Source organism: Marinobacter sp. RI1, from assembly GCF_041155085.1.
Taxonomy (GTDB): Bacteria; Pseudomonadota; Gammaproteobacteria; order Pseudomonadales; family Oleiphilaceae; genus Marinobacter; species Marinobacter nauticus.
In genome coordinates this window covers 3,191,029-3,203,846 of record NZ_AP031605.1, presented here as the reverse complement: position 1 = coordinate 3,203,846, position 12,818 = coordinate 3,191,029, and the positions used below count along the sequence as shown (strand labels likewise).

Here is a 12,818-nt window from a genome sequence, read left to right as displayed (position 1 = left end):
TGCTATATCGTTATTACCCAGATCAAGTTTGGCGCAGAATGCTGTTATTTTGCCAGTAACCCCTTGAGTTCATAAAGCTGGTTCAGCGCGTCTCTTGGGGTAATGCCGTCCAGATCGAGCTTTTCCAGGGCCTGTTCCACCACGCTCGGCTCGGCCATGGCAAACATATCGCCCTGGTACACCGCCTCCACACTGGCGGCCTTTGTCGCAGTTGGTGCAGCCGGTTTCGGCTCGTTAACGCTCACGGGTGCTGGCGACGGGGTGCTGCCTGCTTCCAGGCCTTCCAGATGCGCCAGCTGGGTCTTGGCGTTGCGGATCACATCCTGGGGTACACCGGCCAGTTTTGCCACCTGCAGCCCGTAACTCTGGCTTGCCGGGCCATCGTGCACATTGTGCAGAAACACGATGGAATCGTCGTGCTCGGTGGCGGTCAGATGCACGTTAACCGCATGTTCCAGGTCATCGGCCAGCTGGGTCAGCTCGAAGTAGTGGGTGGCGAACAGGGTGTAACACCGGATGTTCTTCGCCAGGTGCTCGGCCGTGGCCCAGGCCAGCGAAAGGCCATCGAAGGTGCTGGTGCCGCGGCCCACTTCATCCATCAACACCAGGCTGTGTTCGGTGGCATTGTGCAGGATATTGGCGGTTTCGGTCATTTCCACCATGAAGGTGGAGCGGCCACCGGCAATGTCATCCGAGGAGCCCATGCGGGTGAAGATCCGGTCCACCGGGCCAAGCACGGCGCGGTTGGCGGGCACGAAACTGCCGGTGTAGGCCAGCAGGGCAATCAGGGCGGCCTGGCGCATGTAGGTGGACTTACCGCCCATGTTCGGGCCGGTGATCACCAGCATGCGGCGTTTGGTATCCATCAACAGGTTGTTGGGCACAAAAGGCTCGTCGAGCAGCTGCTCCACCACCGGGTGCCGACCTTCCTCCACATCAAATCCTGGCTGGTCGGTAAATTCCGGCGCGGTGAAGCGCAGGGACGTGGCTCGTTCGGCGAAGTTGCTCAGCACGTCGAGTTCGGCCAGGGCCTGGGCGGCGTCCTGCAGCGGGGCCAGCTGTTCGGCCACGGTTTCCAGGACGTCGTCGTACAGGCCTTTTTCCCGGGCCAGGGCACGGCTTTTGGCGCTCAGTGCCTTGTCCTCAAACTCTTTCAGTTCCGGGGTGATGAAGCGTTCGGCGTTTTTCAGGGTCTGGCGGCGGATATAGTCCACGGGTGCCTGGTCAGACTGCGCCCGGCTGATTTCGATGTAGTAACCATGCACCCGGTTGTAGCCCACTTTCAGGGTGGAAATGCCGGTGCGTTCACGCTCCCGGGTTTCCACATCCAGCAGGTACTGGCCGGCGTTTTCACTGATGTTGCGGAGTTCATCCAATTCTTCGTCGAAGCCTTCGGCAATCACACCGCCATCACGAATCACCACGGGCGGGTTGTCGATGATGGCGCGTTCCAGAAGGTCGGCCAGTTCCGGGTATTCGCCGATGACGGTGGCCAGCTTCACGACATGGTGTGAGTTGACCGGTTTCAGTGCCTCCTGCAGTTCTGGCAGGGCATGAAAAGCGTCGCGCAGGCGCGCAAGGTCCCTGGGGCGGGCAGAACGCAGGGCAACCCGGGCCAGAATCCGTTCGATATCACCCACCCGTTTCAGCAGATCGTGCACTGGCTCATAGTGGAAACCGTCCAGCAGCGCAGATACTGCCTGCTGGCGCTGGCGCACGCGCTCAACATCCCGAAGTGGACGGTTCAGCCAGCGTCGGAGCTCCCGGGCTCCCATGGCGGTGGCGGTGCGGTCCATCACCCAGGCCAGGGTGTGTTGTTGGCCACCCATCAGGTTGGTGTCGATTTCCAGGTTCCGGCGGCTGGCGGCATCCAGTATCACGGCGTCTTCCCGGCGTTCGCGGGTCAGTTTTCGGATATGTGGCAGTGCCGTGCGCTGGGTCTCCTTGGCGTATTGCAGCAGGCAGCCGGCAGCGCAAACGGCCAGGGTCAGGTCTTCGCAGCCAAAGCCGGTGAGATCGCGTACCTGCAACTGCTGGGTGATCACCCGGAGGGCGGTGTCCGATTCAAACAGCCAGGGGCCCTGGCGGCGTACGCCGGTGAAACCCTCAAGGATGTCGGTATAGGGAAAATCCTCGCTGATCAGGATTTCAGCGGGTCGCAGGCGCTGAAGCTCACCCTGCAGGGCTTCAAGGCTCTCCAGTTCCGACACCGCGAACCGGCCGCTGGAAATATCCAGTGAGGCAAAACCGAACTGCTCTTTGTGATGGTAGATGGCTGCCAGCAGGTTATCGCGGCGGTCTTCCAGAAACGCCTCGTCACTCAGTGTGCCGGGAGTGACAATGCGCACGACCTTGCGTTCCACCGGGCCCTTGCTGGTGGCAGGATCTCCAATCTGCTCGCAGATAGCGATGGACTGGCCCGCGCGAACCATGCGGGCAATGTAGCCTTCGGCCGAATGGAAGGGTACCCCTGCCATGGGAATCGGATTACCTCCGGACTGGCCACGTGCGGTCAAGGTAATGTCCAGCAACTCTGCGGCTTTTTTAGCGTCGTCGTAAAACAGCTCGTAGAAGTCCCCCATGCGGTAGAACACCATCTCGTTCGGGTGTTCTCCCTTGATTTTCAGGTACTGCTGCATCATCGGGGTGTGCTTGGACAGGTCCGTCATAGTTCCTCAATTCTTCCGGGTAAACATCGGCAAGGGTGGTGGCACGCCGTTCAGGATACCAAAACCCGCGATGGTACCATGGTCCGGAGGTGTCGGCAGCCGGTCAGTCACTCAGGGCATCATCAGTCCGGGATAGTCTGTCGCCAGCCTTTGCAGGTCAGCCGGTTCGTCGACGTCGTTCAGGGTTTCGCTCTCCGCCAGCCGCCACCCCAGGGCCGCCAGACGCTGTCGGGTGATGGCGGCCACCTGTTCGGTACTCCAGGGTATATCCGTGAAGAGGGCCGGGCTGAAACGCCGGAGCCCCAGCAGGGCATAGCCGCCGTCGGCGACCGGGCACAGGCAGGCATCGTGGTTCAGGAGGTCGCCGGCCATTTGCTTCAGTCGGTTGGCGTCAAGATCCGGGCAGTCCGTTCCGATCAGGATCACCGGTAAGCCGGCTGTCAGGGCATGTCTGGCGGCTTCCGCCATGCGATGGCCCAGGTCACCTTCAGCCTGGGAAGACAGGATGGCTCGGTCACCAGGGTCCAACTGTTGCCAGTATTCTGCCGCAGGATCCGGGCTGACACAGAGCTCCACCGGGCCGATATTGGCGTCGAGGGCCTGCGCCAGAGTGTGCCGCAGCATGCGGTCTGCCAGCCGGGCGGCACCGGCCTCGCCCAACGCCGGGATCAGGCGGGTTTTTACCTTTCCGGGCCGGGGTTCTTTGGCGATAACAATAATACGTGTCGGGTTCATCGGTAACGGGCTGCCAGTTGGTCTGCGGGAACGCCGCGCCAATAGGCCCAGCGCAACTGCCACATTAAAAAGATCGTCCGCCAGCCGCCGCGCTGGTCCCAGCGCCGGCCGGAGGTGACCACTCTGTCACTCAGACACACCGGGGGCGTGATGTGTTTCAGGCGTTTGCAGATTTCCACATCTTCCATCAGTGGTTGTTCCGGAAAGCCTCCGACCTGCTCGAACAGGGTTCGAGTCATAAACAGGGCCTGATCGCCCGTGGCGATGCCGGTCAGTCTCGAGCGCAGATTCATCATGGCGCCAACGATCGGCAACAGGCGGGAGCGGCCGTCGATACGAACATCAAAACGGCCCCAGCTGGTTTCTGAGCGTGCCAGGTGAGTCATTACTTGCGTGTCCGCATGCTCCGGCAACCGGGTGTCCGAGTGCAGGAATATCAGGAAAGGCGATTGGCTGCTGCGTGCTCCAGCATTCATCTGGGTTGCGCGTCCGCGGGCAGAGCGAATCAGGGGAAACCCCCTCGCTTCAATGAGACTGTCCGATTTGTCGTCGCTGCCGCCATCCACCACAATGATTTCGGCGCCCCGCTGACGCCAGATTTCCAGGTGGCTCAGCAGTGATTCGATACCGTCGATCTCGTTGAGAACGGGGACGATGATCGCCATCCGGGGATCTTCTTCGCGTATTGGGTGTCGCAACATGGATTTTGGTGGCCTCCTGAGAGGAGCATATCAGAGCTCGGGGTGGTGAGCATGGCAGGCGGGAGATGAGGTTATGAAACGACTGGTTTTGCTGGGTGCCGGCCACGCTCACATGGTGGCGTTGCGTCAGTTCGCGCGCGAGCCGTTGCCGGAAACTGAGCTGGTGGTGGTGTCACCGTCACGGTGGCAGTACTACTCCGGGATGATCCCGGGCTGGCTGGCCGGGCACTATCGCCTCGATCAGTGTCGTGTCCTGGTCGAGCCCACGGTGATCGCCGCCGGTGGCAGGCTGGTGCTCGATCGGGCTGTTGAATTGCGGGCAACCGAGCAGGAGGTCGTGTTGGCAAGTGGTGAGCGGGTGCCCTACGATCTGCTCTCTGTCGATGTTGGATCGGCCAGTGACAGTGCCGTGCTGAACGAGCCGGACAGCATGATCCTCGGTGTTAAGCCCGTCGAACGATTTGCTGAAGACTGGCCGGCAACCGAGCGATCCCTGCGCGCCAGAGCGCGCCCGCGTATTGTTGTTCTTGGTGGAGGCGCGGGAGGTGCGGAGATCGCTATGGCCCTGGCCCGGCGATCAGCGGACTGCGACCAGGCGGGCGTTGTTCTGGTGGCCGGCAGCAATGGTGTGGTCCCGGGCTTTCGTCCCCGCTTTCGCCGCCTGGTGCGGCGGGCGCTGATGCGCTGCGGTGTCGAGATTGTTGAGGAGTATGGAGAGCCGGTGGTTGACGGGGTTCGGTTGGCCGGTGGGCGACGATTGCGGGCTGATGCGGTTCTGGTATCTACCGGTGGCAGGGCTCTGCCCTTTCTGGAAGCCAGCGGCCTGGCGGTAGACGAAGCCGGTTTTGTCAGGGTAGACGCCAGCCATCGCAGTACGTCTCACCACAATGTATTTGTGGCCGGAGACGCCTGTAGCCGGGTTGACCAACGGCTGGACCGTTCCGGGGTACACGCGGTTCGTGCCGGGCCGATACTGGCCCGTAATCTTGCTGCTGCGATATCGGGTAAACCGTTGGCGCGTTTCTATCCGCGAAGGTTTTCGTTGTACCTGTTGGCGGCGGGAGACTGCACGGCGATTGGTAGTTATGGCCCTTTGACGTTTTCGGGGGCCTGGGTCTGGAAGTGGAAAGACCGCATTGATCGCGGATTTGTTGACAGTTTTCCCGGAGCCTGAGACTGGCGACGGGCATTACAGGAAACGGGAGAACAATATGAATGTGACCGACGGACAATTGGCCAAGGCTGGTGACGCGCTGGCGGTGGCGCTTGAGCGTAAGGGGATGACCATCGCCACCGCTGAAAGCTGCACCGGTGGCTGGGTGGCCAAGGTGCTGACTGACCGGGCGGGGTCGTCCGCCTATATTATGGCGGGTCTGGTGACCTACAGTAACGCCGCCAAGCAGGCCATCCTTGGCGTACAGGCTGATACTCTGGAGCAGTGCGGGGCGGTCAGTGAACCGGTGGTGCGACAGATGGTGACAGGTGCCATACGTGCCACAGGCGTGGATATTGCTGTCGCTATCAGCGGTGTTGCCGGGCCGGGTGGGGGTAGTGCAGACAAGCCGGTTGGTACGGTCTGGTTTGCCTGGGGCAGCCGGGCTGGCAACATCGAAGCCCGGGTAGCGCATTTCGATGGCGATCGGGATCAGGTGCGCCGGCAGTCGGTTTTGTATGTATTAGAAGGAGTTACCGGATTTGTCGAAACCCTGTGAGGATTTTCACCTTTCCGGGGGTTGGTCTCCTTCTGGCCATATGTTTTAATACTGTTCAAATATACAGGAAAACACTGGATGGCTATTCAGGTTTTCTCCGGATTCTGCCGCATTGGCCAACAAGGTTGAGCGGCCCTGGTAACGAGGGTTTGCAAGAATGGAAGATAACCGCAAGAAAGCACTCGGCGCAGCGTTGAGCCAGATCGAACGCCAGTTCGGTAAAGGTGCCGTAATGAAGATGGGCGACCAGCCCCGTGAGGCGATTCCTGCCGTATCCACCGGCTCTCTTGGGCTGGATGTTGCTCTGGGTATTGGTGGTCTTCCTTACGGCCGGATCGTTGAGATTTACGGCCCGGAGAGCTCCGGTAAAACCACGCTGACTTTGCAGGTTATCGCGGAAGCGCAAAAACAGGGTAAAACCTGTGCCTTTGTGGATGCCGAGCACGCTCTGGACCCGGTTTATGCGGAAAAGCTGGGTGTTAACGTTGATGAGCTGCTGGTTTCCCAGCCGGATACCGGTGAGCAGGCGCTGGAAATCGCCGACATGCTCGTGCGCTCGAACGCGGTGGACGTGATTATTGTCGATTCGGTTGCGGCGCTGACCCCGAAAGCGGAAATTGAAGGCGAAATGGGCGACAGCCACGTGGGTCTTCAGGCTCGCCTGATGTCACAGGCACTGCGCAAGCTTACCGGTAATGTGAAGCACGCCAATTGCCTGATGGTGTTCATCAACCAGATCCGTATGAAGATTGGCGTTATGTTCGGTAGCCCCGAGACTACCACCGGTGGTAACGCCCTGAAATTCTACTCCTCTGTGCGCCTTGATATTCGCCGTATCGGTTCGGTGAAAGACGGCGACGAGGTGGTGGGCAACGAAACCCGCGTAAAAGTCGTCAAGAACAAGGTATCGCCGCCGTTCCGGCAGGCAGAATTCCAGATCATGTACGGCAAGGGCATCTACCACATGGCGGAAGTGCTCGATATGGGCGTGAAAGAAGGCTTTGTGGACAAGTCCGGTGCCTGGTACGCCTATAACGGCGACAAGATCGGTCAGGGCAAAGCAAACGCTTGTAAGTTCCTGGAAGAGAACCTGGATATCGCCAATGAAATCGAGGCCAAGGTGCGTGACAAGCTGATGCCCAAGCCGGTCAAGAAAGAAACGGCGGAGGCTCCTGCTGAAGCCAATGGCGAACTGCTGTAAATTTTAAAAAGAGAAAGATAAGGAGGCGTGACATGAAGCGACTGCTGATTGTGGCCCATGCCCCGTCTCCGAATACCCTGGGATTACGGAGTGCCATTGAAAATGGCGCCCGTAATCCGGACATCGAAGCGGTAGAGGTGGTGGTAAAGGCGCCTCTCGAAGCTGGCCCCGAAGACATCCTCGCATGCGACGTCATTATCCTGGGCACCACGGAAAACCTCGGCTACATGTCTGGCGCGCTGAAAGACTTTTTCGACCGCAGCTACTATCCCTGCCTGGAGAAAACCCAGGGCCTGCCTTTTGCCTTTTATATCCGTGCCGGCCATGATGGTACCGGAACCCGCCGAGCTATTGAGGCCATAACCACAGGGCTGCGCTGGAAGCTGGTGCAGGATGCACTGGTATGCCGGGGTGAATTCCGGCCCGAGTTTGAAGAGCAGTGTTACGAGTTGGGTATGACAGTGGCGGCCAGCCTTGACGCCGGCCTGATCTGATCAACTGGCGTAGCGGTTGTAGAAGCCTTCAATACGGGACAGTGCGTTGTCCATCGTTCGTGAGTAGGCATTTTTATCCAGGCAATAGGCAAACTGCAGGCTGACCCGATATCCCGCCTGGTAGGGCTGGCAGGCGATAACCCGGGCGCCGACCCGGGATTCACTGATGTACTTGCCCTCGATATCAAGAAACAGTCGCACACCTACATCCACTGGCCGGGGGCAGAGAACCGCCATACCATAGCGGTTCATGTCCAGGCAGGTAACTGCCACAGGCTGTTTGCCACGGCCGAAGAAACCGCGCTCACGCAGTTGAACCCTCAGGCAGGACGCCGGAAAACGATCCTTGATACGGCGATCTGCGGAATTATTCGTCATGTTTTCAGTCATCACGTGTCTTGTACTTGTTGTGGCCGGATTCCGTCCGGGAGATGAAGTGTAGTAATCGACGGCTTGCATGAAAAATGACCACGGTCGGATTTGTGACCAAGTTGGCACTTGCTGTCGGCTCTGGCCCCTTTCGATAAAACCGGACGAGGTACGCGACAGACCCGGCCCCAGGCACTACAATGGCGGGCCTGAAATCCGACAAAACTGACCGTTACGGGAAGCCAATTTGAAGTCTCTGCCCCTGCATCAGCTGTATAAAGCCTGCGTCCTCAAAGACCTGCCATTCAAGACCACAAGGCAACTTGAGCCCCTGGCCGAAATCGTGGGCCAGAACCGTGCCCAGGAGGCCGTGCGCTTTGCCCTGGCCATGCCCCATGGCGGCTACAACGTCTATGCCGTGGGGCGGAATGGGCTGGGCAAGCGAACCATGATGCTGCGTTACCTTGAGCATCATGTGGACACGCTGCAGCAAAGCCATGACTGGTGTTATGTCGCCAACTTCGAGGAACCGCGTAATCCCAAGCTGTTGCAGCTGCCGGGAGGTATGGGTACCCAGTTGAAGCAGGACATGGAAAAGCTGATGACCCGGCTGGTGAAGACGATCCCCCAGACTTTCGACAGCGACAGTTTTCTGGAACGCTCGGAGCAGTTGAAGAATGATTACGGCAAGAGGCAGGAAGATGAGCTGGCCAAAGTGGCCGCCCAGGCCAAACGGAAAAAGGTAAGCCTGACGGTAACCACCCCCGGTGGCTATCGCCTGGTCGCCATGAATGGCGACGAGCCTCACACCGCGGAAAGCTTCCAGGCTCTGACCGAGGAGCAGCGGGACAAGTTTGAGGACTCGATCAACAAGCTCGAGAAGAAGCTGCGCCAGGCGTTGCGGAAGATGGCGGACTGGGAACAGGAATATGCCGACAAACAGCAGGCTCTGAACCAGGAGACCCTGGAGGGTATTTCCGGCCATCAGATTGACGAGCTGGTAGAGAAATATCGTGAACAGCCCGATGTGGTTACTTACCTGGAGGCCGTTCGCAAAGACCTGGTGGATAACCTGGATATCTTCCTGGAAGACGACGAGGAGCAGGCTGCCATTGCCTGGGCCGCACTGGACAAGAGAATGCCCCGGCGCTACCTCATCAATGTGCTGGTGCATCAGAAAACCAATGAAGTACCGGTGGTGGTGGAAGATAATCCCACCTATCACAATCTGTTCGGCTATGTGGAAAACGTGACCTACAAGGGCACGGTCTTTACCGACTTCTCTCTGATTCGGGCCGGAAGCCTGCACAGGGCCAACGGTGGCTATCTGCTGATGGACGCCATCAAGGTGCTGGAGCAGCCGTTCGTATGGGATGGTCTGAAGCGCGCATTGCGATCAAAGTCGATCCAGATCAACTCCCTGGAGCGGGAGCTGACCCTCTCCGGCACCATTTCCATCGAGCCGGAGGCGGTTCCCCTGAACGTCAAGATTGTGTTGTTCGGCGATCGGGAAACCTGGATGCTGCTGCAGGAATACGATTCCGAGTTTGCCGAGCTGTTCCGGGTAACGGCGGATTTCGAAAACGAGATGTACCGCACCGAAGAGAGCCAGTTGCTGTACGCCAAGTTCATCTCCAGCCTTGTGGTTGAGAAGAAGCTGTTGCATTGCACCAACAAGGCGGTGGCTCGCATTATCGAGCATAGTGCCCGCATGGCCGACCATCAGGACAGGCTGTCGTTGCATGCTGCCGACATCGCCAACCTGTTGCGAGAGTCGGATTTCTGGGCCCGCCAGGCTGGTGCCAAGCTGATTTCCGAGGTACATGTGGAACGTGCGCTGGAGAGCGCCCGTTACCGCAGCAGTCGCATCCGAGATCAGTTCTATGATTCCATCCGGGACGGTTCCACTCTGGTGACCACCACCGGCACCTGCGTAGGTCAGGTTAACGCGCTTTCGGTATTGTCCACCGGTGGCTTCGAGTTTGGTTTGTCCAATCGCGTGACCGCAAGCTGCTACTATGGAGATGGCGGAGTTATGGACATTGAGCGCGATGTGAAGCTGGGCGGCAATATCCACTCCAAGGGCGTGATGATTCTGAGTTCCTGGCTGGCCTCTCATTTTGCCGTGAACGATCCCATGCACCTGTCTGCCAGCCTGACCTTTGAGCAAAACTATGGCGAGGTGGATGGCGACAGTGCCTCATTGGCGGAACTCTGTGCGCTGATTTCGGCCTTGTCCGGCATTCCGGTGCGGCAGGATCTGGCCATTACCGGCTCTGTTAATCAGTTTGGCGAGGTTCAGCCGATTGGTGGTGTGAACGAAAAGGTGGAAGGCTTCTATGCCACCTGTGAGCTTAAAGGTGGTCTGACCGGCAGCCAGGGTGTCATCATTCCAACCACCAATGTCCAGAACCTGATGTTGGACAGCGAAGTGGTGCAGGCGGCCCGGGCAGGGCGGTTTGCCGTGTACCCGGTTGCCCGGGTGGAAGAGGCGATTACACTGTTGCTGGGCAAGCCGGCGGGCAAAGCCGATGAGAAAGGCAGGTACCCCAAGCAGAGTGTTTTTGGCATTATTCAGCAACGGCTCGAAAAAATGCGCGAGCATGAGCGTCAGGAGCACGCCCGGGACGATCATAAAGATCCGTCCATTCACTGACCGGCACCATAATAAAACGGACAGGAGAGTACAGATCCATGACTGAGATCCAGCAAACTGTGTACGTGGTAGAGGACGATGAAGCCGTTCGTGATTCACTGGAGTTGTTGCTGAAATCCGATAGCAAGCCGGTGAAAACCTACGAAAGCGCCAATGCCTTTCTGAAGGACTATTCCGACAAGATGGCCGGCTGCATCGTGCTGGATATCCGTATGCCCGGGATGGATGGCATGGAGCTTCAGAAGAAGCTTAACGACAAGCATTCGATCCTGCCCATCATCTTTGTGACCGGCCATGGCGATGTGCCGATGGCGGTGGACGCCATGAAAGAGGGCGCCGTGGATTTCATCCAGAAGCCCTACCGTGAAGAGGCCCTGCTGGAGAAGATCGAGGCGGCCCTGGAGCAGGATCAGGAACAGCGTAAATCCCTGGACGAAAAACAGGAAATCATCCGCCGGGTGAAGAGCCTGACGCCCCGCGAGCGGGAAATCATGGACCGCATGATTGCCGGCCAGGCCAACAAGGTCATTGCCATTGAGCTGGAAATCAGCCAGCGTACCGTGGAGATTCACCGTTCCCGCGTAATGCACAAAATGGGCACTCATTCCCTGGCCCATCTGGTACGTATGGTCCTGTCCGTAAAGGACCTTATCGACTAGGACGGCCGGCACCGTCATCATGTCCGAACGTTTTTAACCGGCCGTATTTCTATGACTGAAACTGTCAGTGAGAACTCCGAGGTGACGGTTCTGTTGGTGGACGACAACCCGCAGAACCTGAAGGTCCTCTACGAGACCCTGAAAGACAAAGGCTACCGTTTGCTGATCGCCAACGAAGGTGAGAAAGCACTGGACCTTGCCCACCGACACCACCCTGAAGTCATCCTTCTGGATATCATGATGCCGGAAATGGACGGCTATGAGGTTTGCGAGCGCCTGAAAGCCGACCCGCAAACGGCCGACTGTGCGGTGGTGTTTCTGTCGGCACTGGATGATCTGCAGGCCAAGGTAAAAGGTTTTTCTCTTGGCGGCGCGGATTACATTTCCAAGCCGTTTCAGTCCCAGGAAGTGATTGCGCGGGTGAAAACCCATGCCCAGGTGATTCGCCTTGAGCGTGAATTGCAGGCCCGGAACCGCGAGCTTCAGGGTGATCAGACCCGGATTCTCAATTCCATCAGCGAGGGCATCTACGGCCTCGACGAGAATGGCATCATTGAATTCGCCAATCCCGCTGCGGGTATGATCATGGGTTGCCCGGTTGAAGACCTGATCGGCAAGAGCTTTTTTGATCTGCATTTTTCCACCGCGTCAGATTCGGAAGACAACCTGCCGGTGATGGCTACCTGCCGGCAAGGCGTGGCCGAAAACCAGCGCGATATCCGCATGCTGCGGGCCGACGGTTCCGGTTTCCCCGCGGAATATCGCTCAACGCCAAAACTGGATGACGAAGAACTCCACGGTGCGGTGGTGGTGTTCCGGGATATCACCACCGAGCTGGAAAACGAGCAGGCACTGGAGGATGCCCGGGCCATGGTTCAGGAGCAGCGGGATCAGCTGGCCCACACCTCACGTTTGAGCACCATGGGTGAGATGGCGGCGGGATTTGCTCATGAGGTCAATCAGCCACTGACGGCAATCACCAATTACGCCCGTGTGGCCAAGCGTATGATGGGCAAGGAGCAACCGGATCTCGGTTTGCTGCAGGAAACCCTGGACAAGGTCGAGGCTCAGTCCCATCGCGCCAGCGAAATCATCCGCCGGATCCGGCGATTCATGAAAAAGCCCGCCACCGGTAAGGAAATACTCTCGGTTCCCGGTTTGCTGGAGGATACCCGCCAGTTTGCCGAAGTCGACATGCGCAACAACGAAGGTGGCATCGAGGTGCAGGTAGAGGATTCGCTGCCGGATGTGCTGGCGGACCCCATACAGGTGCAGCAGGTCGCCCTGAACCTGATACGCAATGCCCTGGAAGCCACCCGCAGTGCCGGCGCGGCAACGCCGGTTGAAGTGAGTGCCCGCCGTTGTGGCGACCACTGTGTCCGGGTCCAGGTGCGGGACCATGGCATCGGAGTCGCCGAAGAAGCCGAAGAGAAACTGTTTCATCCGTTTCATACCACCAAAGACGAGGGTATGGGTATCGGATTGGCCACCTGCCGCTCCCTGATTCAGGCTCAGGGCGGCGAAATCGGATACGAGCGACCGGACGACGGCGGCGCTTGTTTCTGGTTCACCCTGCCTGTTTCCGGAGCCGAAGGAGGGCTCTGCGCTCCGGAGGAATAAGC

Annotated in this window: 11 protein-coding genes; 7 read left to right on the top strand and 4 right to left on the bottom strand. The window is 58.8% G+C overall.

The features are described from left to right. Positions 1-44 precede the first annotated feature (44 nt). The 3 genes from mutS to ACAM27_RS14470 form a co-directional block, all read right to left on the bottom strand. Positions 45-2,669 carry a DNA mismatch repair protein MutS gene (gene mutS / locus ACAM27_RS14480; RefSeq protein ID WP_011785559.1) on the bottom strand — a complete coding sequence of 875 codons (2,625 nt, stop codon included), beginning with the start codon at positions 2,667-2,669 and terminating at the stop codon, positions 45-47. 111 nt (positions 2,670-2,780) lie between these two features. Continuing rightward, positions 2,781-3,404, bottom strand: a complete 624-nt coding sequence (locus ACAM27_RS14475) for a TIGR04282 family arsenosugar biosynthesis glycosyltransferase (protein WP_369612178.1) — start codon at positions 3,402-3,404, stop codon at positions 2,781-2,783. Next, positions 3,401-4,105: a TIGR04283 family arsenosugar biosynthesis glycosyltransferase gene (locus ACAM27_RS14470; protein WP_014420965.1), complete on the bottom strand. Its 705-nt coding sequence runs from the start codon at positions 4,103-4,105 to the stop codon at positions 3,401-3,403. Before ACAM27_RS14470 ends, ACAM27_RS14475 begins: the two co-directional genes overlap by 4 nt. Before the next feature lie 73 nt (positions 4,106-4,178). Here ACAM27_RS14470 and ACAM27_RS14465 point away from each other — a divergent pair, with 73 nt between their 5' ends. The 4 genes from ACAM27_RS14465 (at position 4,179) to ACAM27_RS14450 (ending at position 7,512) form a co-directional block, all read left to right on the top strand. Continuing rightward, on the top strand, positions 4,179-5,279 hold the full coding sequence (locus ACAM27_RS14465; protein ID WP_114433479.1) for an FAD-dependent oxidoreductase: 1,101 nt from the start codon (positions 4,179-4,181) through the stop codon (positions 5,277-5,279). A 37-nt stretch (positions 5,280-5,316) separates the two neighbouring features. After that, positions 5,317-5,817 carry a nicotinamide-nucleotide amidohydrolase family protein gene (locus tag ACAM27_RS14460; RefSeq protein ID WP_023009325.1) on the top strand — a complete coding sequence of 167 codons (501 nt, stop codon included), beginning with the start codon at positions 5,317-5,319 and terminating at the stop codon, positions 5,815-5,817. Between the two features lie 157 nt (positions 5,818-5,974). Further along, positions 5,975-7,018: a recombinase RecA gene (gene recA, locus ACAM27_RS14455; RefSeq protein ID WP_011785554.1), complete on the top strand. Its 1,044-nt coding sequence runs from the start codon at positions 5,975-5,977 to the stop codon at positions 7,016-7,018. A 32-nt stretch (positions 7,019-7,050) separates the two neighbouring features. Then, the gene (locus ACAM27_RS14450; RefSeq protein ID WP_369612177.1) at positions 7,051-7,512 is read left to right on the top strand and encodes a flavodoxin family protein; all 462 of its coding nucleotides are present in this window, start codon (positions 7,051-7,053) and stop codon (positions 7,510-7,512) included. On the opposite strand, the gene ACAM27_RS14445 is transcribed toward ACAM27_RS14450, so the two are convergent. Next, positions 7,513-7,890, bottom strand: coding sequence for a PilZ domain-containing protein (locus ACAM27_RS14445; protein ID WP_031210250.1), 378 nt, complete (start codon positions 7,888-7,890; stop codon positions 7,513-7,515). 238 nt (positions 7,891-8,128) lie between these two features. Here ACAM27_RS14445 and ACAM27_RS14440 point away from each other — a divergent pair, with 238 nt between their 5' ends. From ACAM27_RS14440 to ACAM27_RS14430, 3 genes are read left to right on the top strand one after another with little or no spacing between them, the layout of a single operon-like run. After that, positions 8,129-10,537: a Lon protease family protein gene (locus tag ACAM27_RS14440; RefSeq protein WP_011785551.1), complete on the top strand. Its 2,409-nt coding sequence runs from the start codon at positions 8,129-8,131 to the stop codon at positions 10,535-10,537. Positions 10,538-10,575: 38 nt separating this feature from the next. Continuing rightward, positions 10,576-11,196, top strand: coding sequence for a response regulator FixJ (fixJ, locus tag ACAM27_RS14435; protein WP_014420970.1), 621 nt, complete (start codon positions 10,576-10,578; stop codon positions 11,194-11,196). A 51-nt stretch (positions 11,197-11,247) separates the two neighbouring features. Then, positions 11,248-12,816: a response regulator gene (locus ACAM27_RS14430; RefSeq protein ID WP_222534535.1), complete on the top strand. Its 1,569-nt coding sequence runs from the start codon at positions 11,248-11,250 to the stop codon at positions 12,814-12,816. Positions 12,817-12,818: the final 2 nt, after the last annotated feature.

Coding starts and splice junctions, on each gene's coding strand:
- mutS (WP_011785559.1), bottom strand. CDS start 2,669: ATGACGGACCTGTCCAAGCACACCCCGATGATGCAGCAGTACCTGAAA.
- ACAM27_RS14475 (WP_369612178.1), bottom strand. CDS start 3,404: ATGAACCCGACACGTATTATTGTTATCGCCAAAGAACCCCGGCCCGGA.
- ACAM27_RS14470 (WP_014420965.1), bottom strand. CDS start 4,105: ATGTTGCGACACCCAATACGCGAAGAAGATCCCCGGATGGCGATCATC.
- ACAM27_RS14465 (WP_114433479.1), top strand. CDS start 4,179: ATGAAACGACTGGTTTTGCTGGGTGCCGGCCACGCTCACATGGTGGCG.
- ACAM27_RS14460 (WP_023009325.1), top strand. CDS start 5,317: ATGAATGTGACCGACGGACAATTGGCCAAGGCTGGTGACGCGCTGGCG.
- recA (WP_011785554.1), top strand. CDS start 5,975: ATGGAAGATAACCGCAAGAAAGCACTCGGCGCAGCGTTGAGCCAGATC.
- ACAM27_RS14450 (WP_369612177.1), top strand. CDS start 7,051: ATGAAGCGACTGCTGATTGTGGCCCATGCCCCGTCTCCGAATACCCTG.
- ACAM27_RS14445 (WP_031210250.1), bottom strand. CDS start 7,890: ATGACGAATAATTCCGCAGATCGCCGTATCAAGGATCGTTTTCCGGCG.
- fixJ (WP_014420970.1), top strand. CDS start 10,576: ATGACTGAGATCCAGCAAACTGTGTACGTGGTAGAGGACGATGAAGCC.
- ACAM27_RS14430 (WP_222534535.1), top strand. CDS start 11,248: ATGACTGAAACTGTCAGTGAGAACTCCGAGGTGACGGTTCTGTTGGTG.